Genomic DNA, 26870 nt, shown 5'->3' with positions numbered 1-26870 from the left:
CTGCCGTTCGACTTGCATGTGTTAAGCATACCGCCAGCGTTCAATCTGAGCCATGATCAAACTCTTCAGTTTAAAGTTCTTAAATAGCTCAAAAGAATACTGATTAAATTAGGAAATTAAATTACTTGATAAATCAAGTAACCTATCTCAAATCAATCAATGGTGTATCTCTTGATAAATTATGTGGTCGAAACCACTGTGAATTCATCAATGAGTACCCACACAGATTGCTTTTTCTTCAATGTTTCAGAACATCGCTCCTGAGGACATGCTCAGCAAGCTTGGGGCGCGAATTATACAAGCTTCAAACACCCTGTCAACCGTTTTATCTTAAAAGTTAACAACTTTTTTAATTGGTTGATTTTTAACCGGATTTCAATGTGACTTTTCGTCCGGAGCGGGCGCGCATTATACAGGCCAACTGTACCCTGTCAACACTATTTCAGGATTTATTTACAATTGCTTTAGAATGCTCGATATTAGCCTTTAATTGTTACTCAAATCGACTAAAAACCAGCCTGCCATTAAGCTCTAAATAAGGATTAAAAACAATCAAATCAAGCCCTGCTTAGACCTAAAAACTTGCAACTATCAGTCTGCGCTTAAAAAGTATAGTCGAGATGAACCACAAACAGTGCCTTTTTAACCACAGAAAGTCTAACTGCAGACCGCTTAAGCGAAATGATTCTTGTTTTTGTAATAAGAATAAAGTCTCATTCCCAGGAGAACAATCATCCATGAAAGGTAAATAAACGGCCCATTTAAATCAGACTTACTCTGCCAAATGTAATGCGTGAGTACCAACACGATAATCGGATAGACCAACCAATGCAGTTTTTTCCAATTCTTACCAAGTTTGCGTTGAGAATATTTTGTCGATGTAACGGCTAAAGGAATCAACCCTAATATCGCTAACATACCTACCGTGATATAGGGACGCTCTACAATCTCAGTCCAAAGAGCAGCAAAACTAAACTGAAGGTGAAAAACCACAAACATCGTCAGATGGAGCAATCCATAAAAAGCGCCATATAGTCCTAACATTCGCCTAAATCTTACCCAAGGAACCCCTGTTATCAGTTTTTTTAGTGGTGTCATTGTTAAACTCAGGAGAAGGAAGATCATTCCCCAGTAGCCTAACTGATGTAAAACCTCATCTTGCGGATCACCGCCCAATTGAGCATTCGCTGCGGCGTAAAACAACCAGCCAAACGGCCCCCAACAGAGTATATGCGCCAAAAACTTAACTATTTTAAAGCCAATTGAATTTACTGGAATCAAATTAATCCCTTAACTATCAGTTAACTAGAAGTTTTTACGTAAATCTAGACCTTTGTACAAATAAGCGACATCATCTGAATAACCGTTGAACATTAATGTTGGGATCTTCTTCACGCCAAAGAATGATTCATCAGTAATCCGCCTTTCAGTCGCTTGGCTCCAGCGCGGATGGTCCACTTCCGGATTAACATTCGCATAAAAACCGTACTCATTAGGTAGTCTGTCTGTCCATGTAGACACTGGCTTTTTGTCAGTGAAATGGATCGATACGATAGATTTAATGCTTTTGAAGCCATATTTCCACGGAACAACAAGTCTCAAAGGCGCTCCGTTTTGTCCCGGCAGATCTTTTCCGTAAACCCCCGTAGCCATTAATGTTAGCGGATGAGCAGCCTCCTCAATGGTCAGCCCCTCGGTGTAAGGCCAAGGCAAAGTGTGCATTCCAAACACGCCGCGCTTTTGTCCCGGAAATACCTTAGGATCGTACAAGGTCTTAAACTCTAGATATTTAGCCTTCGAATTTGGCTTTACTTTGTTGATAATTGCGTTCAACTCAAAGCCACTCCACGGAATAACCATAGACCAGCCTTCAACGCAACGGAATCGATAGATTCGCTCTTCAACCTGCCCCCATCTAAGAATGTCTTCTAAAGTGTAAGTTCCAGGCTTGTCTATCTCTCCTGTAATTGCAACTTTCCAATCTTTTCCGGGTTTAAAATCCTTAGCCATTTCAGCAGGCTTTTTCTTGCTCGTCGAGAACTCGTAAAAGTTATTGTGATGAGTAATCACATATTCACTACTCAATTCGTCTTTTAGACCATCACCGCTTAAGTCCTGGCTTGTCGCGCCGACAGGCAGCGTCGCGAAATAACTTGCCGAAGCGCCTGCAAGCGCAAAGTTTTGGATAAACTTTCGCCTATTCCAAAATACATTTTCTGGCGTTATTTGTGACTCTGAAAACTTTTTCTTCATTACTATCACCCTAGGCAACTTACTTCGCGGAAATTTGATTAAACGACTTTACGTATCGACTGAATATACGCGATATTGTTACAAGCCGATCTCTAATTTTTCGTCTTGTGTCCCCATTTTGACACGATTGACTGACGAGTTATCAGTAACGACTGAAATTTTATTTGCTACACTTAGCCAATGAATCTACCAATTCAAGTTAAAGCGCTTTGGGCCGATAATTACGGGTTGATTCGCCTACCCATTGGATATTGATCTACGTCTATTGACAATCAAAGGCAATCTGTCATTATGCCCGCGGCAAACCGTTGGAACTTAAGAGAAGTTTTAATACATGATTGAAGTCGATTTTAAGCGTTTAGTCCTCAAAGGCGTTACTGCCGAAGGTGGTAAATTCAGACCCAGTGATTGGGCCGAGAGACTATGCGGTAATCTATGCACTTTTCGAAACCGACGAATGTATTACTCTCCGCTACTTCGCCCTGCGGTAATTGAGGGTATTAAATGTGTTATTGTGGATGCAAAACTCCAAGAGGACCATATCGACCTACTGAAAGATGTCATTCACTTTGCAGAAAAGAACAACCTCCAAACTGAAAAACAGCAGTAAGCTTCTCAAAAATAAACAAATTTTAATAAAAACCTTAACTTTTACCCCCTTTTGAGTCTATATTATCGGTATCAGATAGACGACAGGACCTATTCATGAAAAATATCGTTTTGCTTACGGTTCTCGCTGTGGGTGTTTTGGCATTTAACCCGAAATCAGTAGCGGCAGAACAATACATATACAAATGGAAGGACACGCAAGGTATGGTTCACTATACCGAACGGCCGCCAGCACCAGGGATTCCTTATGAACGAGTCCGTAGGCCAAAGGACAAAGGTGCCCCAGCTCAAGCCCCCGTGGCAGCGAAACAAGCTGAAGCCATAGAAGCGGAAGCAGATGACTCATACACCTCGTGGAAAAAAGAAAACTGCAAAATTGCACAGCAAAATCTCGATGTTTTACAAAACGCAGCTCGTATTGCGCAAGACGATGGCCAAGGTGGTAAGCGCCTAATGACTGACGAAGAGAAAGCTGAGAAAATTAAGCAAATGAACGCTCAAGTTCAAAAATATTGCCAACAAGAAGCCGAGCCACAAAACTAGCCACAATAACCACTGAATCAAAAAAGAGCACCTTCGGTGCTCTTTTTGTTTTCAACCGTCAACCAATTAAAAAGATTGAATGAAACTGTTTCTGAATTACGGTTTCAGTCAGTCGTTATTTATTTGCCGATAACCAATCAACGAGCTCTTCTAGTTCGAAAGGCCAACCCAACTCGTTATCACCCACAGCCAAAACAGGGATTCTCACACCGTAAAGTTCCACCAATGCCTCGCTGTTTGCAATTTCGATTTCTTGAAGTTCAAAGTTGTTATTTACTTGTTCGTGATTTTGTTGCAAATAAAGAAACATCGCCTCCGCCTGCTCACACAAATGGCAGCCGGCGGTTGTATACAAACTTACCGTATTTTTCATGTCGAATACCTAGCTTGGATAGACTTTAAACTCTTCGATTTATTCTACTTAAAGTTTAGTCACTAACCAGCAACGATGTAAAGGCCGTCGATAAAAATCAGGCGTAGTTGTTTGTTTGGTGATTTCTTGAACTTTAAAATCACTACATGAACTCACTGCCATTTCAAACTTCTGAAAATTATTGGAAAAAAATATTTTTCCACCCGGATTTAACAGTTTGATGGACTGTTCAATAAGTGCACTGTGATCATTTTGGATATCAAAGTGACTTTCCATTTTTTTTGAATTTGAAAATGTCGGTGGATCTAAAAATATCAGGTCATATTTTTCATTACGCTCAACCGCTTCAGCTAACCACGCAGTACAATCTTCGCGAATAAAAAAATGGTTATTTAAATTAATCTTATTAAGCTTGAAATTTCTCTTAGCCCACTCAAGATAAGTTTTCGACATGTCAACACTAGTAACAGACTTCGCACCTGCTGTCGCAGCGTAAACAGAAACACTTCCCGTGTAGCAAAATAAATTTAAAAAGCGTTTTCCTGGACATAATTTGCTGATCATATTTCGTGTCCCTCGATGATCAAGGAACAATCCAGTATCTAAATAATCCACTAAATTAACTAAAAATTTACGACCGCTTTCTAGGACTTCAAAATAATTTTTGTTATTTTCCGGATGACCAGCCTGGGACGTTTTCGTGTACTGCCAGTCGCCTTTTTGCTGCCGTCGTTGTTTGATAAAAACATGATTTAACGGTTGTTCAAATACTCCTGCAGCAATCTTTTCAATCTCCTTGAGACGCTTACTCGCGAGTTTGTCGTCAACCGACTTAGGTGGTCTGTATTCTTGAATATGAATTTTGTCCGCGTATACATCTATAGCAGCGTTGTACTCTGGCAAGTCCGCATCATAGACTCTAAAACACGTGATATTTTCCTTATTTAGGTATTTTTTCAGCTTGGACAAGTTTTTCTCTAGCCTGTTACATAGCTGAATCCCCTGCGCTGAAAGCTTTGATTTGAAGTCCAAATCCACTGCATCGTGAGCAACTCGATTTACAAAGTTTTGCTCTTCGACAACCAAGTTAAGGAGTTCGCAAGGGATGCTACCGTTGTTAAACTTATAGATCTTGTCGGCTCGAATGCCTAAGGCATGTCCGAACTCTTTATCTGCCGATAAAATTGATGCATTCCAGTTTTTAAACTTCGATTTGAACAGCTCACCTAATTGATGATAAAGCTGAACAACTTCTTGTCGCTCCCCTAACCGCTCACTGTAGGGTGGATTAACGATTATTTGACCTCGGTCAGGCAGATCCACTTTATCAAATTGATCAAGACCACGGATATGAATTTTAATGACCTCTTCTAATCCAGCTAGAGAGACGTTCATCTGCGCGTTTCTGACCGCTTTCGGGTTAACATCGCTTCCTTCAATGGAAACTGAAGTTTCTTGCATGGCTTTCTGTTTTCTATTTTCAGCTTCCTCAATCAAGGAGTCCCATAAACTCTGGTTAAACTGACGCCAACCAAATAACCCCAAATAATCGCGCAACAATCCAGGTGCATAATCTAATCTCATCATTGCTGCCTCGATAAGAAATGTTCCGGAGCCACACATCGGATCGATTAAAAACTGGTGATTATTTGAATTACCCCATCCAGAACGCATCAATAATGCTGCAGCCAAATTTTCTTTAATAGGTGCCGCTCCACCCTGGATTCGGTAACCTCGTTGGTGCAAACCAACACCCGCTAAATCAATTGAGAGCGTGACTTGGTTGCGTCGAATCTTACAATGAACCACTAAATCGGGCGACTCAAATGCAACTTGCGGACGCTCCATGTCTTCATCTCTAAACCAGTCGACGATTGCATCTTTAACCCGCTGAGACACAAATTGAGTATGAGAAAGCTTCGATTTGAAGCTCTGAGAATTGACCAACAATGTCGCGCCAGGGGCTAAATGCTGGGACCAATCAATAATTGAAACGTTACGATAAAGCGCATCATCGTCGAGCGCTTCAAATTTCGCCAGTGGGTACATTACTCTACTGGCAATTCTACTCCACAGCAGGATTTTATAGGTAGTGGCCCAATCGCACTCAAAATTAACTAATGATAGGCCTTCTTTGACATTACTGGCGCCAAGTTCGACTAGTTCATCTTTTAAGAGGTATTCAAGACCTTTCGCACATGAAGCGATAAAATGCGGCATTATGAAGCTCGTTTAATATAGCAGGACATCGTTAAACCTTAATTATACGCTGACTATCAACAGTTCACACTAAAAAGTTTATAATGATCAAGTAGTTGCACTAGAGCATCAAATAACTGTGTTTTGAGAAAGCAAACCAATTTCAGCGATAAGAATAACTGGTATTCCTTATAAATTACGCTAATATTAAATGAGATAAGGGTACCAATGAGAGGCGATCATACGCTTAAACTAAGTCCCCGGTTTCGCTCAATAATATAACAATATCTAGGAACCAGCTCGATCTGTATTAAATCGAGAATAAAATGTTGGAATTTATTCGACTAAAACTCAAACCTTTGGGGTTTATAAAGTGCCTGCTAGCGCACCTATTGATCACCATTGGCCGTCATCAAAAGCTGAGAATTTTTTATGTTCTCTGCTTTATGCCGTTTGCAATCTCAGCTCAACAAGTCGTATCCCCAGAAGCTTTCAAAGCAGCGTTTATTTTTCATGCGCTCGATAAAATCGAGTGGCGTAATGAGAATGAAATTCGTCAATTCAAGATTGGTATTGTTGGCTCTGATCCAAAACTTTTGGCACAACTCCAACGCTCAGTGCAACTCAAACAAATAGACGGAAAAACTATTTCCGCCGAACAAGCAACCAACCTTTCGAGTTTTCAAAATTACCACCTACTCTTTGTTGCAGAAAACAGTAAAATTTCACTCAGAAGAATTGCAGCCGCTACCAGTAGGACTAATACCCTATTAATCACAGAGAATGTCTCTGATAAAGCATTCACAATGATTAACTTGGTCTTTCAAGAAAATGGTACTTACCGTTTTGAGATCAACAAAGCAAACATCACCTTTGAGTATTTAAAAATGGATCCTGACATTTTAATGAAAGGTGGTACCGAAATGGATGTAGCTGAATTATTGCGTGATACCAATGCCGAGTTAGTTGCACTAAGAGAAGAGTTAAAAGCTCAGGCAGATGCTGTCGAAAATTCAAGAAAACAAGTCCAAGAATTTCAACAACAATATCAAAAAGCCGTCGATGAAGCTGAAGAAATCAAATTGCAAATGCAGAAGCAAGCTCGCTTACTTGAAGAGAAAAATCGGCTAATCGAAGCGAAAAACGTATCAATTCGAGAACGAGAAGGCGAACTTTTAGCTATTCAAACTGAACTGTCTCAAGCCAGCGAATCACTCCAATCCAATCAAACATTACTTGGAGAAAAACTGGATACCATCGCAAACAAAGAAAAAGAAGTGACTTCATTATCTGAATTAATCGAAGCGAATGAACAAATTCTAGAGCGACAAAGGGTTTCAATTGATCGACAAAAAGCAGAACTCGATCGACAAAAGCAAAGTTTGCTCGAACAAGGATCACAAATTGAAAAGCAACAAAGCTGGCTAATGTACTCCTCCGTGCTGTTGCTGGTGTTTACGATCTTCCTGATGGTTATTATTTATCTAAATAAGGAACGCCGTAAAACAAATGTCGAGTTAACCGAAAAGAACAAAGCACTTAATGAAGTTCAAAGTGAACTGTTAGTTGCTAGAGACCAAGCACAAGCGGCTAATGAGGCTAAATCGTCATTCTTAGCCAATATGAGTCACGAAATTCGAACCCCAATGAATGCAATCATTGGTATGTTGCACCTAACTAAACAAACTGAGCTAAATCAAAAACAAGGAAACTATCTCAACAAGATTGATACTGCAGCAAACTCACTACTACAGATCATTAACGATATTCTTGATTTTTCTAAAGTTGAGGCTGGCGAGCTTGCGATGGAAAAAGTTGAATTTAGTTTATCAAAAGTACTCGATGACTTAGCCAATATTACCGGCCCAAGAATCCAAGAAAAAGGACTAGAATTCATCTACGATATATCACCCGACATTCCTCAAACGGTCATCGGCGACCCTCTGCGTTTAGGCCAAATTTTAGTGAACCTGACAAGCAACGCAATGAAGTTCACTGATTCCGGCGAAGTTAAAGTTTCCGTCAACCTCATCTCACAATCAGAGAATGATGTTGAGTTATTTTTTAGCGTTGTCGACAGTGGTATCGGCATGTCTCCAGATGTCAGCAAGCGATTGTTCAAACCTTTTAGTCAAGCAGACAGTTCGACCACCCGCAAGTTTGGCGGCACGGGTCTCGGTTTAGCGATTTGTAAACGACTCGTGGCTGAGATGAACGGCGATATCAATGTGTCAAGCAAACCGGGTGAAGGCAGTACGTTTAGCTTTAATGCAAGGTTCGGAAAAGCGTCTAGTCAAAGCTTACTGGAGTCGATTTCGGATAATCATCAACTCGATAACTACTGTGTTATGGTAGTGGTTAAAAACCTTGTAGCAAGGGAATCCATCTTTAAAATTCTCAAGAGCTTTAGATGCAAAGTGCTGTTATCCGAAGACTATCAATCGTTTGAAAAGCAACTTGAGTCAGCGGCTGAGCAAAACAAAACCATTAACAACATTATTTTCGACTATAGCTTTGCGTTTGCCAACCAACAAGAGATCAAACGAATTAAGCAAACGTCCGATACAAAAATTACTTTGTTGCTCTCTAATATTCATCCAGAAGAAGACCAAACCATCACTTTTATTCAGCCTGATATAACGATAAACAAACCAATTACGCCTTCGAGTATGCTTGATAGCCTGATGTCTTTACTCGACAATTCGAAAATTCGCAAACCAACTCAGCGACTTTCTCGGGTGGAGCAAACCGACAAAACCACTCATTTATCGGCTAAATTGTTAAGTTCGAATATTCTTATTGTTGAAGACAATGAGATCAATCAGGAAGTCGCTAGGGAAATATTATCGCAAGCCGTCAACTCCATTGATTTGGCCAACAACGGCAAAGAAGCCGTAGAAATGGTTTCGCAAAAGTTATACGACTGTGTATTGATGGATGTCCAGATGCCAGTCATGGATGGCTACGAAGCCACTCGAGAAATTCGCAAGCTATATTCATCCAAAGAGCTACCAATTATCGCAATGACCGCAAATGCCATGGGCGGCGATAAGGAAAAATGCTTGGCCGCAGGGATGAATGACTATGTTTCGAAGCCTTTAAGAATCAAGAGCTTCTTTGAAACCTTAAATAAATGGTTTAGCGACGGAGAACAATCACAACTCTCAGAAACACCGGCACCCTCCAATATTCAACCCGAGCAAATGGTGACGAATATCGATTTAGAAGGGGGCGCAGAGTTGATGGGAGATAAAGCGACATTCGTTGGGTTACTCGAACAATATTCTCTACAACAAGGTGAGTTTAGCAAGCATGCCAAACTACTTTTGCAAGCGAAAGACTTTGAAACCCTCGCTAAAGAGTCTCACAATTTAAAAGGCGTCTCCGCCAACTTATTCATCGATGGTATACCTGAGCTTGCGGCTAGCCTAGAAAAAGCCTGCCGACAGGAAAACATAAAGCAAGCTTTACTCACTTTAGAGTCCCTGAGTGATGCTTTATCGAAGGTGCTCGCGGAAATTGAAGCTTTGCGAACCGAAATCGCATAAGCATTGTGAGCATTTTGCCAGTTGACTCCCTCTAAAGTTAGAAACCGATAAACGCTTTCGATTTCCGTCAGCTCGACCCTTATTCGCGTTTAAGTCCTTTAGCAATCGCTCGAATTAATCGCGGTCCTTTATATATGAGGCTCGAATAAACTTGCACAAGCGAAGCACCCGCCTCAAGTTTTTCAGCCGCGGCCTGAGGACTATCGATGCCCCCCACCCCAATGATAGGAAACTTCCCTTGAGCAGCATGACTCAACTGTTTAAGTACCTGAGTGCTCTTATTAAAAACCGGCGCACCACTCAATCCGCCCTGTTCATCACTATTTGCCAAGCCTTTAACCGGCTCTCTTGAAAAAGTTGTATTGGTCGCGATCACACCATCCACTTGATGCTTAATAAAAGCATCGGCAAGCTGCTGAACTTCTTCTTGCGACAAATCTGGTGCTATTTTAACTAGGATCGGTACATATTTTTGAAATTGCTCAGATAACTCGCTTTGCTTTTGTTTTATCGCCGTTAATAATTCTTCAAGCGCTTCACCAAATTGAAGTGCACGCAAATTCTGAGTGTTGGGAGACGAAATGTTGACCGTTATATAAGACGCATAAGGATAAACTTTTTCCAAACAAATTAAGTAATCATCGACAGCCTTTTCAACGGGCGTATCAAAATTTTTACCTATATTGATTCCAAGGACTCCATCGAATCGACTATTCTTAACATTCTCGATCAGTTGGTCGACCCCTTGGTTATTGAACCCAAACCGATTAATAACCCCCTCTGCTTCGGGAATTCTGAACAGTCTCGGTTTCGGGTTACCGGGCTGGGGTCTTGGTGTAACAGTGCCTATTTCAATATGCCCAAACCCCAAAGCGGCAAATGCATCGATACACGCGCCATTTTTATCTAAGCCTGCCGCCAAGCCTATCCGGTTAGGAAAGGTAATACCCAATACTTCTACAGGATCTTCAATCAACGGCTGTGAAATCAAAGGCCTTAAGAAAGACGCTTCTAGTTTTTTCAACCAGTACAAAGTGAGATCATGGGTCTTTTCCGGGTCCATTCGAAAAAGAAAGAGCCGTAGAATTGGATAAAAAATGTGCAACATAAGTCAATCATCGAAAGCGAATTAACGGTCGCGATTATAGCGGTTAATTCAGGGTTTTCGCCAATTATTATTAATTTCTTTTCCCTTAGACGACAAAAAGGCGACCCAATGGATCGCCTTTGGTTAACATTGAACTTAGTCTACTTCTTTGCTTTGGCTGTTTTTTTTGTCGTCTTCTTTGTGGTTTTTTTAGCCGTCTTTTTCACTGTCTTTTTGATAGTCTCCTGCCATTTACCATCGACAAAATGGGCACTCCAACCACTCGCTTTGCCCTCTTTTTCACTCATTACGTACTGTTCCTTATTTTTTCGGCTGAACCTGAACATCGCTTTGTTTCCGTCGGGGTCTTCAACGGGTGCACTTGTCAAATAATCAAATTTAGGGTCAAGTTGATCTTTGACACTCAAAACTTCTTCAACCAGTGGCGCTCGCGTTTCCCGATTTTTAGGGAATTGACTTGCAGCTAGAAAGATTCCAGAAGCACCATCTCTCAAAATATAGTGGTCATCAACCTTTTGACACTTAAGTTCTGGCATCGGTATCGGATCGGCTTTCGGTGGCGCTGGTTCACCGTTTCTAAGTAACTTGCGAGTATTTTTACACGCTTCATTGGTACAACCAAAATATTTCCCAAAACGACCTACTTTCAACTGCATCTCACTGCCGCATTTGTCACAGTCAATAACTGGCCCGTCATAGCCTTTAATTTTGAAGCTTCCTTCTTCGATGACATACCCTTTGCAAGTCGGGTTATTGCCACAAACATGAAGTTTGCGTTGCTCATCGATTAGATAACTATCCATCGCCGACTCACATATCGGACACCGTTTTTTAAGTAACAAATTACGACTTTCGGCTTCATCGTCTTTATCAACGGCCTCGATTTCATCACCAGGAATCAGATTCATTGTGTGCTTACAGCGTTCTTTTGGCGGTAACGAGAAGCCACTGCAACCCAAAAACGTCCCCATTGACGAGTTTCGGATCATCATTTTGTTGGTATTACACTGAGGGCAAATCATATCCATTTCGACAGATTTGACATTGTCCATGCCACCCTCTTCGACAGGTAGCTCTGCTTTCGCTAGCCGTTCTGTCAAGTCATCATAGAAACCTGTCAGGGTTTCTTTCCAAAACTGGTCTCCCTTGGCGATGATATCGAGTGTTTCTTCCATCTTAGCCGTAAAGGAATAATCCATCAGGTTGTTAAAACTCTCACCGAGCCTATCTGAAACTATTTCACCAATCTTAGTAGCATAAAATCGCCGGTTTTTGGTCACCACATAGCCGCGATCTTGGATTGTCGAGATGATGGACGCATAGGTCGACGGACGCCCAATTCCACGCTTTTCTAATTCTTTTACAAGCGCCGCTTCACTGTATCTTGGTGAAGGTTTTGTAAAGTGCTGTTTCGGCTCTAAATCTTTCAATGAGAGCGTTTGACCAACGCTCACTTCCGGCAAAACGACATCATCATCACCTTTACTTTTTGGTGGTTGAACTTTTGTCCAACCATCAAACTTAACGACTCGGCCTTTTGCGGCAAGTTTAAAGTCGCCACCTTTAACGATTAGATTGGTAACATCATAAACCGCGTCCGTCATCTGGCAGGCGACAAACTGACGCCATATGAGGTTGTATAAACGAACGGCATCATCGTCAACGTTTTTAAGATGTTTCTCTTGAGTTCTGACGTTAGTCGGTCTAATCGCCTCATGAGCTTCCTGGGCGCCTTCTTTGTTGGAATACATCTTCGCATTGTCAGGTAAATATCTTTCACCATAATTGTCTTGGATAAATTCTCGACACATCGACAAAGCATCTGCACTTAACATCGTCGAGTCAGTCCGCATATAGGTGATATAACCCGCCTCATAAAGCCGTTGAGCAAGCATCATGGTTTTCTTTACGTTAAAACCTAAACGAGTACTCGCCGCTTGTTGTAAGGTCGACGTTATGTATGGTGCACTCGGTCGGCTTCTTGACGGTTTCGAATCGCAACTATCAACAACTAAAGTCTGTGACTTTAGTTGTGATTGCATATCATCGCTTTGCTGTTTATTGGTGGGTCGATACTTTTCATCTTGGTATCGACGTACTTCTAGCTTCAGCGCATCTCCGGCTTCGGTTGTTGTATTTGCCCAAAGAGTCCAATACTCATCCGGAATGAACGCTCTAATTTCTCTTTCACGTTCGACAATTAACTTAACAGCAACTGACTGAACTCTTCCGGCTGACAAACCGCGAGAAACTTTTTTCCAAAGTAATGGCGAAACCATGAATCCAACAACCCTATCGAGAAAACGTCGAGTTTGTTGTGCATTCACATAGTTCATATCTAAAATCGAAGGCTGGGAAAAAGCTTCTTGAATCGCTTTCTTGGTAATCTCATTAAAAACGACCCGCTGATACTTATCGTCATCACCGCCAATCTCTTCGCGAAGGTGCCAAGCAATTGCCTCTCCCTCTCTATCCAAATCCGTCGCAAGGAAAATTTTATCTGCTGTCTTAGCGGCGGTTTTGAGCTCTTTAATAACTTTTTCTTTACCTGGGAGCACTTCATAGTGCGCCGCCCAATCTTTCTCAGGGTTAATCCCCATGCGCTTGAACAAAGCTTCTTTGGCTACTTTAGCCTTATGCTTTGCCTTTGCTTCGGGAGAAAGCTTTCGAGTAGCCGCTGCTTTCCTAGCGCGTTCTTTCGGATCAACTGGCGCCGACGCAACTTTAGTTGGTAAGTCGCGCACATGACCCACGCTGGACTTGACTATAAAGTCATTCCCTAAATATTTATTGATTGTCTTCGCTTTGGCTGGCGACTCGACAATAACTAATGATTTACCCATCGGCGTATTACTAATTTTCCTTCAACAGCATCTTATATAGCACGCCATTGACTCTTTATTTAATTTTATTGTGTATAAACTTTAGCCAAACATTGTTAATTTTGGAAAAGTTTTATGCAACAATCGTCTGAGCCAGATTGAAAGGCCTTTTTTATTTTATGGCGATTTACCCTTCCAGAGTCAAGTCCATTGTTTGTATTTTTTTACTCAAACCAAAACCACCACTCAAATCGTGGTGGTATTTCGGTGTTTTCAAGAGAGTAACTTTTTCCTAGCTTTGACGAATCAAGCTAAGTGGTGGAGGCTCAGTAACCCGTTTTACGCCACGCCATGATGCAGAGAGCATTAGCACCAAAGCCCCTAACGGTAAGCTCCACCAGAACTGCCAATGGAATTGGTATTCAATATCGAACACTTGCGTATATAGAATGAAAGACACCAACTCCACGGCCATAATCGCCATGGAAGAAGACAGTAACGCAAGCCACAGATACTCGAAACGAAAGCTTCTGGCGATAAAAGCTTTACTTGCGCCAAGCGTTCTTAAAATTGCCGATTGTCGATATTTCGCGTCAAAGGTGTGCTCCATTGCTGCCCACAATAATCCAAGTCCAGCGGCAACAACAAACACCATTATTAACTCGACGGCGCTGGACACCTTGCTAATAATGCTCTGAATCTCCGCCAGAATTAAATCAATTTCGATGATCGTAATACTCGGATAATTCTTGACAATCTCAGCAAGCAGTGGCTTTTTATCTTGCTCCATAAAGAAACTGCTAATGTAGGTCGCTTTGAAACTATCCATTGCGCCAGGTTTAGCGATAACATAAAAATTAGGTGTGAATGTTTGCCAATCAATACTGCGAATACTCGTAATTTTGACATCCCATTTCTCGGAACCTATTAAAAAGTTTAATGTATCACCCAGCTTTAACCCCAATGCATCAGCAGTTTTGTCCTCCAAGGATATTTGGAATAGTTCATCGTCAGCTTGCCAATCCCACTCTCCATCGACAATTTTATTGCCAAGCGGTAGCTCGTTCGCCCAAGTTAGATTAAGCTCGCGTCGCAAGGAATTATGTTGCTGCCCTGTCTCAGATACTGCGGTTTTTACATCTTCGCCATTAATGCCAACAATCCTTCCGCGAATCATAGGATACAAGCCAGCAAACTCAATTTGGTTTTTATCAAATAGTTGGCGCAACTCTTCTACTTCTGCAGGCTTCACGTTAACCATAAAGTGGTTAGGTACATCTTCGCCTAAACTTTCTTGCCATTTTGACAATAGCTCGCTACGCACTAAAACAATGAGTGCAATAACAAAAATAGTTATGCTGAACGCTAACAGATGGAGTAGCGTGATCCCCTTATTCGCGTCTAATTGACGTAAACTGAAATTCACTGCAGCACTTTGAGAGCGTGCCATTCGTTTCATAAACTTCAAAATAAAATGGGCGAGCACGGTAAATACTAGAGCGACTAACACGAGGCCACTCAAAACACCGCCGAGTAATTTCATATCACCCATTTGTAACCACATTACGAATACCAGAGTAGCTCCGGCAAGCAAATAAACCGACCAACTTTGTAGGCCCATAGGAATCAACTGGCGCCTCAGTACTCGCATCGGTGGAACTGACTTTAGCTGTATTAACGATGGAATTGAGAAACCGAACAGTAATACAACAGTCGCGAGCATTGGTAACAGTAAGACTGAATAATCTGCCGCAGGTAAGTCTTTAATAAACTGCTCTGCAAACAAATGCACGAGCAACTCTTGAAAAGCAATTCCGATAGCACTCCCCAACGCGATTCCGACTAAACACACCATCGATAAAATGGATGTAAATATTTTTAGTACCTGATTATTCGTCAATCCAAAACAACGCATTAGCGCACTATTATCAAATTGTCTTCTCGCGTATCGACTGGCAGACATTGCAATAGTGACACCCAACAAAATCATGGTTAATAAACTTGATAGACCGATGTATTTCTTGCTTCGCGATATTGCAGACCCTGCTACGGGAGATTCGTCAAAAATGGTCACCAGCCTTTGACTGGAAGATAGCTGCTCTTTGATTTCAGCTGCGAATATTTTTAATGACTCATCTGAACCTGCAAACAAATATCTAAAATTAACGCGACTTCCAGGCTGGATTATTTTGGTTGCTTCGAGGTCCGCAACATTCATGATTGCAGTCGGTGCAATATTAAACAAAGTGCTACCTTGACCTGGCTGCAACATCAGCGCGCCACCCACTTGAAGATCAGTGTAACCAACTTCAACGGGATTACCTTTTTCAATGTTCAGCACTGAGAATATACGCGGCTCGACCCAAACTTCTCCGGGTGCGGGTATGCCTTGTGCAATGGTTTGATTTTCGTAGGGTGAGTCAGCTATCTCAAGCCGACCCTTGAGCGGGAATCCCTCTGAAACAGCTTTAATCGTTGACAGTTGCAATTTATCATTGGCAAACAGAACACTCGAGAACTCGACACTAGTCGCCTGCTGGAGATTTAATTCCTTGGCTCTTTCCAGCCAAGCAGGGGCAACTTCCGCTGGCGAACGAATCACAAGATCGGCGCCCAAAACATCGGCGACCTCTTTTTCTGTGGCAGATTCAATTCGATCAATAATCAAGTATATAACGCTAACTGACGCCATAGAAATACACATGGCAAACAGCAGTACCAACATATCCCCACGCTTCCAATCTCGGCGAAAAATTTTGCTGGCAATTCCTAAAATCGGTGTTCTATCACGCATAGGCTTCTTCCACTTGAGGCTGGTGAGTGTTTTGCTGAATAATTTTTCCGCCGCTCAATGTGATCGATTCATTGCACATCGCGGCAAGGTGAGTATCGTGTGTCACCAACACTAGGGTCGTATTGAGGGCTTCGTTGAGCGAAAACATCAGTTTGACAATTTTTTCGCCGGTCGCAGTATCCAAGTTACCGGTCGGCTCATCGGCCAACAACAATTTCGGTTTAGTCACAAAGGCTCTTGCAATCGCGACTCGCTGCTGCTCTCCACCGGAAAGTTGATTCGCGAAGTGGTTGAGACGACCCGCTAATCCGACCTTCTCCAGCATTTCTTCGGCTTTCGCTCGAGCTTCTTTGTCGCCTTTGAGTTCGAGCGGCATCATCACGTTTTCGAGGGCCGTTAACCCAGCGATTAATTGAAAACTTTGAAAAACAAATCCTAAATTTTCTTTTCTTAACTGAGCCCGTTCTTCCTCTGACAAATTAAAAATCGAAGTATCTTTCAGTTTAACTTCACCAGTGGTTGGCGTATCGAGACCGGCTAACAATCCAAGCAATGTCGTTTTTCCGGAGCCTGATTCGCCCAAAATAGCCATACTTTTACCTTCATCGAGTGAAAATGAAATATCGTCTAAAATGGTTAATTCTGAATCACCAGTGGTCACTTGTTTCGTTAAATTAATTGCTGTTAACATTTAATTGCTCTTTTTAAGTTTAAAAATACAGGGGGCTAGATTATTGTTTAATAACGACATATACGTAATTTTCAATGATTCTAGACTGATAAAATGAAAAAGACTTCGCTGTTTATACTATTTTTCTTGATTCTCTTGCCCGAGACACTATTGGCAAAAGATACCAACACCGCAAATACACCCAAAACGGTCCTTGTTTACGGTGATAGCCTGAGTGCAGCATACAATATTAAGATTGAAGAAGGTTGGGTTTCTTTGTTACAAGATTTTGTTGATAACCAAAATCTGCCCGTTAAGATGGTCAACGCCAGTATCAGTGGCGAAACCTCGAGTGGCGGGCTAGAAAGGTTCGCCGGTCAGCTCAAACAAACGCCTGCTGATATTGTGATCCTTGAGTTAGGTGGAAACGACGGGCTGCGGGGATTTGATCTGCAAACCACTCGTGACAACCTCACCCAAATGATAAATATGAGCCATGCTATCGGTGCCAAAGTAGTCTTAGCAGGTATTCAATTACCGCCTAATATGGGCCGTACCTATACACGGAAATTTAAACAAATCTACGATGATCTCGGCCAACTTGACGATGTCATCTTAATCCCATTCATTCTTGAAGGCGTCGCCACCATTGATGAGCTCATGCAACGTGATGGCATTCACCCGAACGCCAAGGGACAACCGGTGATAATGAATAATGTTTGGCAATACTTATCGCCGCTCATCATGAAGTGAACCCAAGATAGATTGAACCCAACATAAAATGACCCTAAGACAATATCGGGCGGAAACTCCGCTCAGTCCCTTCCCGCTCAATCCAACATAATTATATTCTTAACAAAAATCTTAAAACATTTTTTAAATCCACCTAAAGTCAATTTATTTCACACATATTCTGCAATAAGAGCTCCGACCATAATATCATTGCACACCCCTGGTTTTAGGTGTAGTTTTAGTATGAAATTTCAAAGCTAGAACTAACAATAAAAAGTAAACATTCATATTCACGGAATATAAAAACACCAATTAAGTAGGTAACAAAATGACACGTTCAACTCACTTGGAAACCAATACGATTCACGCGGGAAAAGTCAGAGATCGCCAGTTCGGTGCTCTCAGCACGCCTATTTACCAAACTTCTACATTCATTTTTGACGACGTCGCCCAAGGCGCCTCTCGCTTTCAGGGAGAAGAGTCTGGTTTTATTTATGGGCGCCTTGGAAATCCCACTGTCAGAGAGCTCGAACAAAGAATGGCATCACTGGAGAAAACCGAAGATGCCGCGGCTTTTGGCTCCGGAATGGGCGCGATTTCGGCAACTCTGCTAGCTAACCTTAAAAACGGCGATCACCTTGTTGCTTCGGCTGCACTTTATGGCTGCACCTATGCTCTCATTAATCACAAATTCAAAGATATGGGCATCGAAGCAAGTTTTGTCGATATGACTGATAGCGCGGCGATCAAGGCTGCGATACAGCCTAATACTAAGGTCATCTATTTCGAGTCTCCTATCAACCCAAACCTTGAATGTATCGACATGGCGGTCATCGCAAAGATCGCAAAGGCAAATAACTTAGTTTCAATTGTCGACAATACTTTTATGTCGCCCGTGCTGCAAAATCCTGCCGACTTTGGAATTGATCTAATCGTCCATAGTGCAACAAAGTACTTAAATGGCCACGGAGATGTTATTGCCGGCATTACCTGTGGAAGCAGTGAGCAGATCGAGAATATCAAGTTTACCACTTTAAAAGATATGGGAGCGGTGATGAGCCCCAATGATGCTTGGTTAATTATTCGTGGCTTAAAAACCTTATCGGTACGAGTTGAGCGTCACTGCAGCAATGCTCAGCAAGTTGCAGAATATTTGGAAGCACACCCGTTAATTCGTGAAGTCAATTATCCGGGACTAAAATCACATTCAGGTCACCAACTTATCGGCAAACAGATGAAAGCGGGAGGTGGAACTTTCGCATTTGAAATTGAAGGCAGTTTTGATGATGCGGTTCACTTTATGAACAATCTCGAGATGTGCTCTATCGCAGTAAGTCTTGGAGACGCCGAAACACTCATCCAACACCCCGCTTCCATGACCCATTCGCCGTATGAAAAAGAAGAGCGAGAAGCCGCAGGTATCTCTGAAACGTTGATTCGATTATCGGTGGGTTTAGAGCATGTGGAAGACATCATCCAGGATTTAGATGGTGCCCTTAATTCGATGGCAACGCGACTAAAAAGTGTAGGCTAGTTATCACCGAATTACTGCAACATAATTGGACAAAAAGTCGGTTTCGACCAAGACATCTTTAAAAAAGCCAGCGCTTGCTGGCTTTTTTGGGTCATGATTTATTGGTTAACTTACGAAAAACTGCACGTCCCACCATTCGAAATTTTGTTTCTAAAGGCAGCCTTTTAATGTTGGTTTTAACAGTCCCTTCGGTAAAGCTGGTGGGTCGGGAATAATCAATATTGACATCGACTATCACTGACTTGCCTTGCTCGGCGAATTCAAATGCTTTGCTAATAGTCGCAGCGATCGCTTGATTATTCTCAATCGCTAGATACTCGCAGCCGGTTGCCATTGCAATTCCTGAGAGTTTAACGGAGGCGACGTTGGCACAGGTGGTACGATTATATGGTCTGGTTTGCGCCTGTGCGATTTGCGATAGCTCGCCGTCATTAAAAACAAAGTGAACTGTCGCTAAATCGTTGGTTGTCGCAGTAGCGAGTTCCATCGCGGTCATCAAAAAAGCGCCATCCCCGACAATACTAATCACTTGTTTGTCGGGTTGGCTAAACTTCGCGCCTATTGCAGCAGGTACCGCGTACCCCATACAGTTGAAGTCTGTCGGCGATATCATACCTCTCAGCGAGTAAATTGGCATTAATTCAGCGGTTAAAAAGGTATGGTTTCCATCATCAACAACAACAACAGCGTCTTCATCCAATTGCATTCTGAGTTCGTCAAAAAAGCGAACCGGGTTAACAACGCCTTCAGTATCACTTTGCTGCCATTCAATGCGATGAGCTGACTTTTGTTGGGCTATTTGAGTGACTAGCTGGTGGCTATCTCTCTTTGGCGTCGCAAACTCAAGTTTCTCGTATAGCGCACGCACCACAACCTTGGAATCCCCTTGAATCGCCACTTTCGCCGGGTAATTTTTGTTAAAAACCTGATCGTTAATATCGATGTGGATAAGATTTTCTGGGACGTTAACCCCAAAACTACCGGTTGCAATTTCACCAAACCGGGTACCAATCGCTAATAAACAATCGCAACCTTTAAAAGCATTTTGTGCTACAGGCACTGCCGAAGGTCCGAAGCCAAAACCGACATGTAAGGGGTGATTTCCGAGGAATGCACTAAGTCCTTGTAGCGTTGTACTAACCGGGGCTCCGAGATGCTCGGCTATCGCTCTAACCGAATCATAAGCGTCCACAGCTCCCCAGCCAACGAAGATTCCGGGCTTCTTTGCTCCATCAAGCAAACTTACCGCTAAATCAAGTGAATGCTCGTCCAATGGATATTGGTGTTCCGCTTGCACAAAGTCTGGTAGCGAAGCCACTTCACCTCTATCAAGCTGAAGATTAACCGGTATTTCAATGAAAACCGGACCCGGCTCGCCATCAACCGCAATAGCGTATGCCTCATAAATAGTTGGAATAATTAAATCATGCGACTCTACTTTAAAGGTCTTCTTGGTAATAGCACTCAAAAGGGTATGCTGATCCATTTCATGTAATTGGTAAGCATATTTTGAGTCAGAGCGCACTCCACCAGCGATCACGAGCATCGGGATACCGTCTAAAAACGCCTCTCCAATGCCACTTGCGGCATGAGTTACTCCCGCTGCAGGAACGATTAACATGCAACCAATCTTATTACTGACACGACTCACTGCATCGGCCATGAACGCACCACACCCTTCATGGGTGACCAGTATTGGCTCGATAACTTCAGAACTATGCAGTTCATCAAACAGCTCTGTATTATGTACACCCGGAATTCCAAAGGTGTATTGAATAGGTAACTGTTCCAAGGCGTACCTTGCTAACCAAGCTCCAGATTTTTTCAAAAGCCGCTCCAGTATTCATGATTCCGATGAAAAAGGGTTTACTCAATCATCAGCGAATAAAACAATTGAATGATTTCAATAATTTAGCTGTTAACTCGATTTTGAGCAATAAAATATCGCGAAAGGGTAAAAAGCCCATCATTGAAAAAATGACGATGCGGCCCTGAAGCAAGAATGTCGGAGTGAAATAACGCCTGAATCAAAAAGACGAACCAAGAATGGTAAAAAAATCCCCGCGATAGCGAGGATTTTGATTGTCGGCAAAAACGCCCAAATAGTTTGTTCAGAAAAGGAGACTCTAGCTCGCTACCACCTTGGCAACAGCTTTTTCCAGGGCTGCCATCCCTTTCTCTATTTCTGCTTCTGACACCAATAATGACGGCGCGAAGCGAATGACATTAGGGCCCGCCATTAATACCATCACATTCTCTTCAAGTGCAGCAATCATAAAATCTCTTGCTCTACCTTTATATTTTTCATTGAGTGCACCACCGATTAACAGTCCTTTACCGCGAACTTCATCGAGAATCTCGTACTTATCATTAATCATTTGCAACTTGGTTTTAAACAAATTGTGTTTGTCTTCTACACCGCTCAAAGTAGCGTCAGTATTAATAATATCAAACGCTTTACTCGCTACCGCGCAACCAAGCGCATTACCGCCATAAGTACTCCCATGGGTACCAACTTTGAGTGCCGCGGCAAATTTCTCTTTGGCCAGCATCGCACCAATTGGAAAGCCGCCACCAAGCGCTTTTGCACTAGTTAAAACGTCAGGTTCGACATCATGGTGCATATAGGCAAAAAGTTTGCCTGTGCGCCCCATTCCTGATTGGATTTCATCTAAGATCATTACCGCATTGTGTTTATCGCATAACTCGCGAACTTTAAGCATAAATTCGGCGGTCGCAGGAATGATTCCACCTTCTCCTTGAACAGGCTCAAGGACGATTGCACAAGTTTTATCAGAAACGGTTTTTTCGAGCATTTCCACATTGTTGTACTCGAGATGAGTGATGCCACCAGGCAGTGGTTCAAAGCCTTGTGTGTACTTGGGTTGACCGCCAACACTCACGGTAAATAAAGTACGGCCATGGAACGATTGGGTAAAGGAAATAATTTCGTTCTTTTCTGATCCGAAATTTTCCGACGCATACTTGCGCGCTAACTTAAACGCCGCTTCATTGGCTTCACCACCGGAATTGGCAAAAAAGACTTTGTCAGCAAAGGTATTTTCGACCATTTTTTCAGCAAGCTCTAGTGCCGGCTCATTGGTAAAAACATTACTCAAGTGCCAGAGTTTGTCCGCTTGCGCTTTCAATGCCCCCACCAACTCAGGATGGCAGTGACCTAGCGCATTTACTGCAATACCGCCAGCAAAGTCGATATATTCATTGCCCTCTTTATCCCATAATTTTGCGCCTTCGCCTTTCACCGGAATAATTTTTAGCGGTGAGTAATTCGGTACCATAACCTGATCGAAGGTTTCGCGAGATACTTGTGTCATTTTACTTTCCTATGATTAACAATCTGGATTGTTGGGTGAATAATTAAGTTGGGCGTATCATCGCTAATTTCGGGGGTAGATTCCAGCTTTTGAGGCATGATTTTTAACAGATTCGACCTCATTCTAACTTTTATTCATAAAGATTGACTTTTTTCAATCGTTGCCAACAGCTCACTAATCCAGAGTTAACGAGGGTTTGGTCAAAAATCACTCACCATGAATTGACTTTTACCTCAAGGCCATAACGTGCGTATAATGTCGACCCTATTGTAAAACCATGGTCATCAGGAGCAGGAGAGCGACAAATATGATGGTAATTCGTCCGGTAAAAATGGATGATTTGGATAATATTGTGACACTCGCGAGTAAGACTGGTACCGGTCTTACAACATTACCGCACAGTCGAATCCATTTAAAAGCCAAGATCGAAGACTCACTCGCCGCTTTTGACAAAAGTGATGGCGAGCCAATGGATGAATGCTACTTGTTTGTGCTTGAGGATACCGAAACCGGAGAAGTTGTCGGTACCAGTGGGGTGGTCGCTGCAGTCGGCACCCGGCAACCGTTCTATACCTACAAAATGAACACTGAAGTTCATTATTCAAAGTCCATGGATATCTACCGAAAGCTTAACTTTCTTACCTTAACCAATGACTTTACCGGCGCGTCAGAAATTTGCACCTTATTCTTGTCGCCTGACTTTCGTGGGGGTGGCAATGGGCCTCTGCTTTCAAAAAGCCGATTCTTATTCATGGCCCAATTCCCAGGTCGATTTGGGGATCGCGTCGTCGCTGAAATGCGGGGGTATTCTGACGAGAATGGGCAATCGCCTTTTTGGGAGTGCGTCGGCAGACACTTCTTCGGTGTGGACTTTGCCGTCGCAGACAAAGAAAACGGTGAAGGAAACAATCAATTTATTGCCGAATTAATGCCTCACCACCCTGTTTATGTACCGATGTTGTCTGCAGAAGCTCAGAAAGTTTTAGGTGAAGTTCACCCGCAAACTTTACCGGCCGTGCAGATGCTTTACGGAGAAGGCTTCAGAAAAACCGGGTATGTTGATATTTTTGACGGTGGACCGACTATTGAAACCCCGGTTGAAGAAGTCAGAACGATCAAAGAGAGTTTTGTTCTAGACATAACCATTGGCGAAATGGAGACTACGGGAGTAACTAACGCGATAATATCAAATACTCGGTTGCAACAATTTCGCGCGACATTAGCGAAACTACCACCACCTGAGGGCTATAAAATAACCGTCAGTCAAGAATTGGCAGACGCATTATTGCTAAAAGATGGCGAATCAGTGCGTGTAAGATATTATTAATCTTCTTCGTACGACATACAATATGAAGCCGATAAGATTTAAACAATGGCGCTCGTCATTGTTTTCTATAAAGTGAAGGGTCTTCCACTTAACCAAAGTGACCACGTTTGTAATGTTAACCTTATTCATTGAAGAGTATTTTTATGAAAGCTTATGAAGTGAATTTTGATGGTCTAGTTGGGCCTACACATAACTATGCGGGACTTTCGGTTGGCAACGTTGCGTCTCTCAAAAATGCCGATCAAGCAAGCAGCCCCAAACAAGGAGCGCTGCAAGGTTTAGCCAAAATGAAGGCTTTATCTGACATGGGACTCAAGCAAGCCGTCCTCCCCCCATTAGAACGCCCTGATGTCTATGTTCTGCGACAACTCGGTTTTACCGGCAGTGATGAGGATGTCATTAAAAAAGCCTCACAAGAGGCACCGGCAGTATATGCTGCGACTTGCAGTGCCTCGAGTATGTGGACAGCAAATGCATGCACCGTTTCTCCGAGCGCCGATACTCGTGACAATAAAGTCCATTTTACCGCGGCAAACTTATCCAATAAATTTCATCGCTCGATCGAATCACCAACCACTTCACGTGTCTTAAAAGCGATCTTCAACAACGAGCAGTTTTTTGCTCACCACCAGCCGTTACCGTTGGGTGACCATTTTGGTGATGAAGGTGCGGCGAACCATACTCGGTTTTGTGGCGACTATAATCAATCCGGTGTAGAGTTTTTTGTCTATGGTAAATATGCTTTTGACAACTCAAAGCCGGCACCAACAAAGTTTCCAGCGAGACAAACAATGGAGGCTTCTCAAGCTATTGCACGTTTACACCAACTTGATCCGGCTAGGACTGTTTTCGCGCAACAACATCCTGACGTCATTGACGCGGGCGTATTCCACAACGATGTTATCTCAGTCGGTAACCAAGATTGTTTGTTTTATCATGAAAACGCGTTCCTCAATACTGAGCAAGTTCTCGATGACTTACAGGCCGCTTTTAGCGAACAACCACTGCACTTTGTCAAAGTCCCGGTTAATGAAGTGAGTGTCTCAGATGCGGTTAACTCCTACTTATTTAATAGTCAGCTGGTAACTTTATCTCCTGGGCATATGGCAATCATCGCGCCAAGTGAGTGTCATGAAAACGAGAATGTTCGCCGCTATCTTGAGCAAGTCATTGAGTTAGATAACCCAATAAAAGAAGTCAAAATATATGACGTCAAACAGAGTATGCGCAACGGCGGTGGCCCCGCTTGTTTAAGACAACGAGTGGTTCTCAATGATGATGAAATCAAAGCGGCTAACCAGTCGGTTTTTATCAATGATGAACTGTTCTCGACCTTAAACGCATGGGTTGAAAAACACTACCGCGACCAGCTTTCTGAAAAGGATTTAGCAGATCCGCAATTGCTAGTTGAGTCTCGCGCCGCGTTGGATGAATTAACGCAAATTCTTAATTTAGGTTCGGTATATCCTTTCCAGTTGTAAACCGCGCCTTCAAACCCAAAGGCAGGGAATTATCTCTGCTTTTTTTGTATCCGCCCTGTTACTTTTGTTTCTCGTGTGAAACTGTTAGTCTAACTGCCTAAACCATTATAAAAATTAGAGAAATAATCCATGAATTTGACTACTAAAGTTTTAATCGGCATGACTCTTGGGATAATTGTCGGGTTAGTATTTAACCTCTCAGGGATGAACGCTGACGGTAGCTTCGTCAATCACTATGTCGTGAACGGTTTCTTTCATGTCGTCGGTTCACTTTTTGTCAATGCATTAAAGATGCTCGTTGTACCTTTAGTCTTTTTCTCGCTTATTTGTGGTGTTTGCGGCATTGGCGATATTCGCTTACTTGGACGTATAGGTACCAAGTCATTCGGCCTCTATATGCTTACAACCGCAATTGCTATCGCTACCGCGATTATTATCGCTGGTGGAATTGGCATTGGTGACGGCGTAAAAATACCTACTGAGACTAACTTTACCGGTAGAGAAGCCCCACCCTTGTCTCAAGTTTTTATCGATATTGTTCCAACCAATCCAATATCAGCTATGGCTGAAGGTAACATGTTGGCTATCATATTCTTCGCTATTTTGGTCGGTGTCAGCATTCTATTAGTTGGCAAAAAAGCTAAACCGCTGGTAACCAACGTTGAGCTTTGGAACGAAGTCATGATGAAAATGGTAATGCTAGTCATGTCGACAGCTCCCTATGCGGTATTCTGTTTGCTTGGTAAAGCGATTGCTAATTTAGGGCTCGATTTATTATGGGAGTTAGCGGGTTACGTTCTTGTATTGGCCGGGATTTTATTTTTCCACCTATTCGTTACAGTACAAATGGTCCTTTTCGGTTTCTCGGGGTTAAGCCCATTTACTTTTCTGAAAAAGATGAGAAGTAACCAAGTGTTTGCATTCAGTACTTCTAGCTCAAATGCAACAATTCCGGTGACCTTAAGAACAGTGACAGAGCGCCTCGGCGTCAATAACTCTGTCGCTTCATTTACAGTTCCATTCGGTGCGACAATAAACATGGACGGTACCGCTATTATGCAAGGTGTGGCCACTGTTTTTATCGCCAATATTTACGGAGTAGAACTTGGTCTCGTCGGATATTTAACCGTCATTCTAATGTCAGTTTTAGCCTCAATAGGAACCGCTGGTGTTCCCAGTGTGGGCCTATTAATGCTTTCCATGGTTTTTGCTCAAGTCGGTTTACCGGTGGAAGGCATCGGCTTAATTATCGGCGTTGATCGTATCCTTGACATGATTCGCACCGTTGTCAATGTGACCGGTGATGCAGCGGTGACAACTATCGTTGCAAAAAGTGAAGGCAAGCTCAGTGTCGAAGAGTTTAATAATCCTGATGCTGGTGTGGTCGAGCCTGGCGCAACTCAAATCGATCTTGACAACGAACGCGAGATTGCCGAAACCGTTAATGAAACCCATAATACCTAAAGTTTTTAGCAATGAGTAAGTATAAAAAGGCCAGCATTGCTGGCCTTTTTGATTTGTGTCGCTCAATAACAGTTTGGT

The 26870-nt window shown here is 42.6% G+C and carries 18 protein-coding genes and 1 rRNA gene; 8 read left to right on the top strand and 11 right to left on the bottom strand.

What is annotated here, in order from left to right; genetic code table 11:
* From FLL45_RS11895 to msrP, 3 genes are all read right to left on the bottom strand, one after another.
* Window positions 1-72: ribosomal RNA gene (locus tag FLL45_RS11895) — 16S ribosomal RNA — on the bottom strand; the annotation flags it as partial.
* A 600-nt stretch (window positions 73-672) separates the two neighbouring features.
* A complete protein-coding gene (locus FLL45_RS11890; protein ID WP_142942220.1) occupies window positions 673-1281 on the bottom strand; it encodes a protein-methionine-sulfoxide reductase heme-binding subunit MsrQ in 609 nt (202 codons plus the stop codon).
* 24 nt (window positions 1282-1305) lie between these two features.
* Window positions 1306-2253, bottom strand: a complete 948-nt coding sequence (msrP, locus tag FLL45_RS11885) for a protein-methionine-sulfoxide reductase catalytic subunit MsrP (RefSeq protein WP_142942219.1) — start codon at window positions 2251-2253, stop codon at window positions 1306-1308.
* Window positions 2254-2587: 334 nt separating this feature from the next.
* On the opposite strand from msrP, the gene FLL45_RS11880 reads away from it, so the two are divergent.
* Window positions 2588-2863 (top strand): DUF3579 domain-containing protein, encoded by a 276-nt coding sequence (locus FLL45_RS11880; protein WP_142942218.1) that lies wholly within the window; start codon window positions 2588-2590, stop codon window positions 2861-2863.
* 95 nt (window positions 2864-2958) lie between these two features.
* On the top strand, window positions 2959-3405 hold the full coding sequence (locus FLL45_RS11875) for a DUF4124 domain-containing protein (RefSeq protein WP_142942217.1): 447 nt from the start codon (window positions 2959-2961) through the stop codon (window positions 3403-3405).
* A 115-nt stretch (window positions 3406-3520) separates the two neighbouring features.
* On the opposite strand, the gene FLL45_RS11870 is transcribed toward FLL45_RS11875, so the two are convergent.
* Both FLL45_RS11870 and rlmKL read right to left on the bottom strand, forming a co-directional pair.
* Window positions 3521-3778 carry a glutaredoxin family protein gene (locus FLL45_RS11870; protein ID WP_142942216.1) on the bottom strand — a complete coding sequence of 86 codons (258 nt, stop codon included), beginning with the start codon at window positions 3776-3778 and terminating at the stop codon, window positions 3521-3523.
* A 48-nt stretch (window positions 3779-3826) separates the two neighbouring features.
* Window positions 3827-5998 carry a bifunctional 23S rRNA (guanine(2069)-N(7))-methyltransferase RlmK/23S rRNA (guanine(2445)-N(2))-methyltransferase RlmL gene (gene rlmKL / locus FLL45_RS11865; protein ID WP_142942215.1) on the bottom strand — a complete coding sequence of 724 codons (2172 nt, stop codon included), beginning with the start codon at window positions 5996-5998 and terminating at the stop codon, window positions 3827-3829.
* Window positions 5999-6303: 305 nt separating this feature from the next.
* Here rlmKL and FLL45_RS11860 point away from each other — a divergent pair, with 305 nt between their 5' ends.
* Window positions 6304-9525, top strand: a complete 3222-nt coding sequence (locus FLL45_RS11860) for a YfiR/HmsC family protein (RefSeq protein ID WP_142942214.1) — start codon at window positions 6304-6306, stop codon at window positions 9523-9525.
* Between the two features lie 79 nt (window positions 9526-9604).
* On the opposite strand, the gene pyrD is transcribed toward FLL45_RS11860, so the two are convergent.
* The 4 genes from pyrD to FLL45_RS11840 all read right to left on the bottom strand — a co-directional run bounded on the left by pyrD (window position 9605) and on the right by FLL45_RS11840 (window position 16940).
* Window positions 9605-10633 (bottom strand): quinone-dependent dihydroorotate dehydrogenase, encoded by a 1029-nt coding sequence (gene pyrD, locus FLL45_RS11855; RefSeq protein ID WP_342778749.1) that lies wholly within the window; start codon window positions 10631-10633, stop codon window positions 9605-9607.
* 140 nt (window positions 10634-10773) lie between these two features.
* Window positions 10774-13476 carry a type I DNA topoisomerase gene (gene topA, locus FLL45_RS11850; RefSeq protein ID WP_142942213.1) on the bottom strand — a complete coding sequence of 901 codons (2703 nt, stop codon included), beginning with the start codon at window positions 13474-13476 and terminating at the stop codon, window positions 10774-10776.
* Window positions 13477-13747: 271 nt separating this feature from the next.
* Window positions 13748-16249, bottom strand: a complete 2502-nt coding sequence (locus FLL45_RS11845; RefSeq protein ID WP_142942212.1) for an ABC transporter permease — start codon at window positions 16247-16249, stop codon at window positions 13748-13750.
* On the bottom strand, window positions 16242-16940 hold the full coding sequence (locus FLL45_RS11840; protein ID WP_142942211.1) for an ABC transporter ATP-binding protein: 699 nt from the start codon (window positions 16938-16940) through the stop codon (window positions 16242-16244). Before FLL45_RS11840 ends, FLL45_RS11845 begins: the two co-directional genes overlap by 8 nt.
* 93 nt (window positions 16941-17033) lie before the next feature.
* On the opposite strand from FLL45_RS11840, the gene FLL45_RS11835 reads away from it, so the two are divergent.
* A complete protein-coding gene (locus FLL45_RS11835; RefSeq protein WP_142942210.1) occupies window positions 17034-17672 on the top strand; it encodes an arylesterase in 639 nt (212 codons plus the stop codon).
* A 307-nt stretch (window positions 17673-17979) separates the two neighbouring features.
* On the top strand, window positions 17980-19185 hold the full coding sequence (gene megL / locus FLL45_RS11830; protein ID WP_142942209.1) for a methionine gamma-lyase: 1206 nt from the start codon (window positions 17980-17982) through the stop codon (window positions 19183-19185).
* 91 nt (window positions 19186-19276) lie between these two features.
* Here the strand turns inward: megL and FLL45_RS11825 are convergent, their stop codons facing one another.
* Both FLL45_RS11825 and FLL45_RS11820 read right to left on the bottom strand, forming a co-directional pair.
* Window positions 19277-21013, bottom strand: a complete 1737-nt coding sequence (locus FLL45_RS11825; RefSeq protein ID WP_142942208.1) for a thiamine pyrophosphate-binding protein — start codon at window positions 21011-21013, stop codon at window positions 19277-19279.
* Between the two features lie 298 nt (window positions 21014-21311).
* Window positions 21312-22520, bottom strand: coding sequence for an aspartate aminotransferase family protein (locus FLL45_RS11820; protein ID WP_142942207.1), 1209 nt, complete (start codon window positions 22518-22520; stop codon window positions 21312-21314).
* Window positions 22521-22827: 307 nt separating this feature from the next.
* On the opposite strand from FLL45_RS11820, the gene astA reads away from it, so the two are divergent.
* The 3 genes from astA (at window position 22828) to FLL45_RS11805 (ending at window position 26792) form a co-directional block, all read left to right on the top strand.
* Window positions 22828-23847: an arginine N-succinyltransferase gene (gene astA / locus FLL45_RS11815; protein ID WP_246075814.1), complete on the top strand. Its 1020-nt coding sequence runs from the start codon at window positions 22828-22830 to the stop codon at window positions 23845-23847.
* Between the two features lie 143 nt (window positions 23848-23990).
* A complete protein-coding gene (astB, locus tag FLL45_RS11810) occupies window positions 23991-25328 on the top strand; it encodes an N-succinylarginine dihydrolase (protein ID WP_142942206.1) in 1338 nt (445 codons plus the stop codon).
* A gap of 129 nt (window positions 25329-25457) precedes the next feature.
* Window positions 25458-26792, top strand: a complete 1335-nt coding sequence (locus tag FLL45_RS11805; RefSeq protein ID WP_142942205.1) for a dicarboxylate/amino acid:cation symporter — start codon at window positions 25458-25460, stop codon at window positions 26790-26792.
* Window positions 26793-26870 lie beyond the last annotated feature (78 nt).

Origin of the sequence: Aliikangiella marina, assembly GCF_007004765.1 — a bacterium.
Taxonomy (GTDB): Bacteria; Pseudomonadota; Gammaproteobacteria; order Enterobacterales; family Kangiellaceae; genus Aliikangiella; species Aliikangiella marina.
Note: the sequence above shows the minus strand (reverse complement) of the source record. Positions and strands in the feature narration are given on the sequence as shown.

Excerpts from the sequence above, each read along its gene's own strand:
- msrP (WP_142942219.1), bottom strand. The coding sequence starts at position 2,253 with ATGAAGAAAAAGTTTTCAGAGTCACAAATAACGCCAGAAAATGTATTT.
- FLL45_RS11880 (WP_142942218.1), top strand. The coding sequence starts at position 2,588 with ATGATTGAAGTCGATTTTAAGCGTTTAGTCCTCAAAGGCGTTACTGCC.
- FLL45_RS11875 (WP_142942217.1), top strand. The coding sequence starts at position 2,959 with ATGAAAAATATCGTTTTGCTTACGGTTCTCGCTGTGGGTGTTTTGGCA.
- FLL45_RS11870 (WP_142942216.1), bottom strand. The coding sequence starts at position 3,778 with ATGAAAAATACGGTAAGTTTGTATACAACCGCCGGCTGCCATTTGTGT.
- rlmKL (WP_142942215.1), bottom strand. The coding sequence starts at position 5,998 with ATGCCGCATTTTATCGCTTCATGTGCGAAAGGTCTTGAATACCTCTTA.
- FLL45_RS11860 (WP_142942214.1), top strand. The coding sequence starts at position 6,304 with ATGTTGGAATTTATTCGACTAAAACTCAAACCTTTGGGGTTTATAAAG.
- pyrD (WP_342778749.1), bottom strand. The coding sequence starts at position 10,633 with ATGTTGCACATTTTTTATCCAATTCTACGGCTCTTTCTTTTTCGAATG.
- topA (WP_142942213.1), bottom strand. The coding sequence starts at position 13,476 with ATGGGTAAATCATTAGTTATTGTCGAGTCGCCAGCCAAAGCGAAGACA.
- FLL45_RS11845 (WP_142942212.1), bottom strand. The coding sequence starts at position 16,249 with ATGCGTGATAGAACACCGATTTTAGGAATTGCCAGCAAAATTTTTCGC.
- FLL45_RS11840 (WP_142942211.1), bottom strand. The coding sequence starts at position 16,940 with ATGTTAACAGCAATTAATTTAACGAAACAAGTGACCACTGGTGATTCA.
- FLL45_RS11835 (WP_142942210.1), top strand. The coding sequence starts at position 17,034 with ATGAAAAAGACTTCGCTGTTTATACTATTTTTCTTGATTCTCTTGCCC.
- megL (WP_142942209.1), top strand. The coding sequence starts at position 17,980 with ATGACACGTTCAACTCACTTGGAAACCAATACGATTCACGCGGGAAAA.
- FLL45_RS11820 (WP_142942207.1), bottom strand. The coding sequence starts at position 22,520 with ATGACACAAGTATCTCGCGAAACCTTCGATCAGGTTATGGTACCGAAT.
- astA (WP_246075814.1), top strand. The coding sequence starts at position 22,828 with ATGATGGTAATTCGTCCGGTAAAAATGGATGATTTGGATAATATTGTG.
- astB (WP_142942206.1), top strand. The coding sequence starts at position 23,991 with ATGAAAGCTTATGAAGTGAATTTTGATGGTCTAGTTGGGCCTACACAT.
- FLL45_RS11805 (WP_142942205.1), top strand. The coding sequence starts at position 25,458 with ATGAATTTGACTACTAAAGTTTTAATCGGCATGACTCTTGGGATAATT.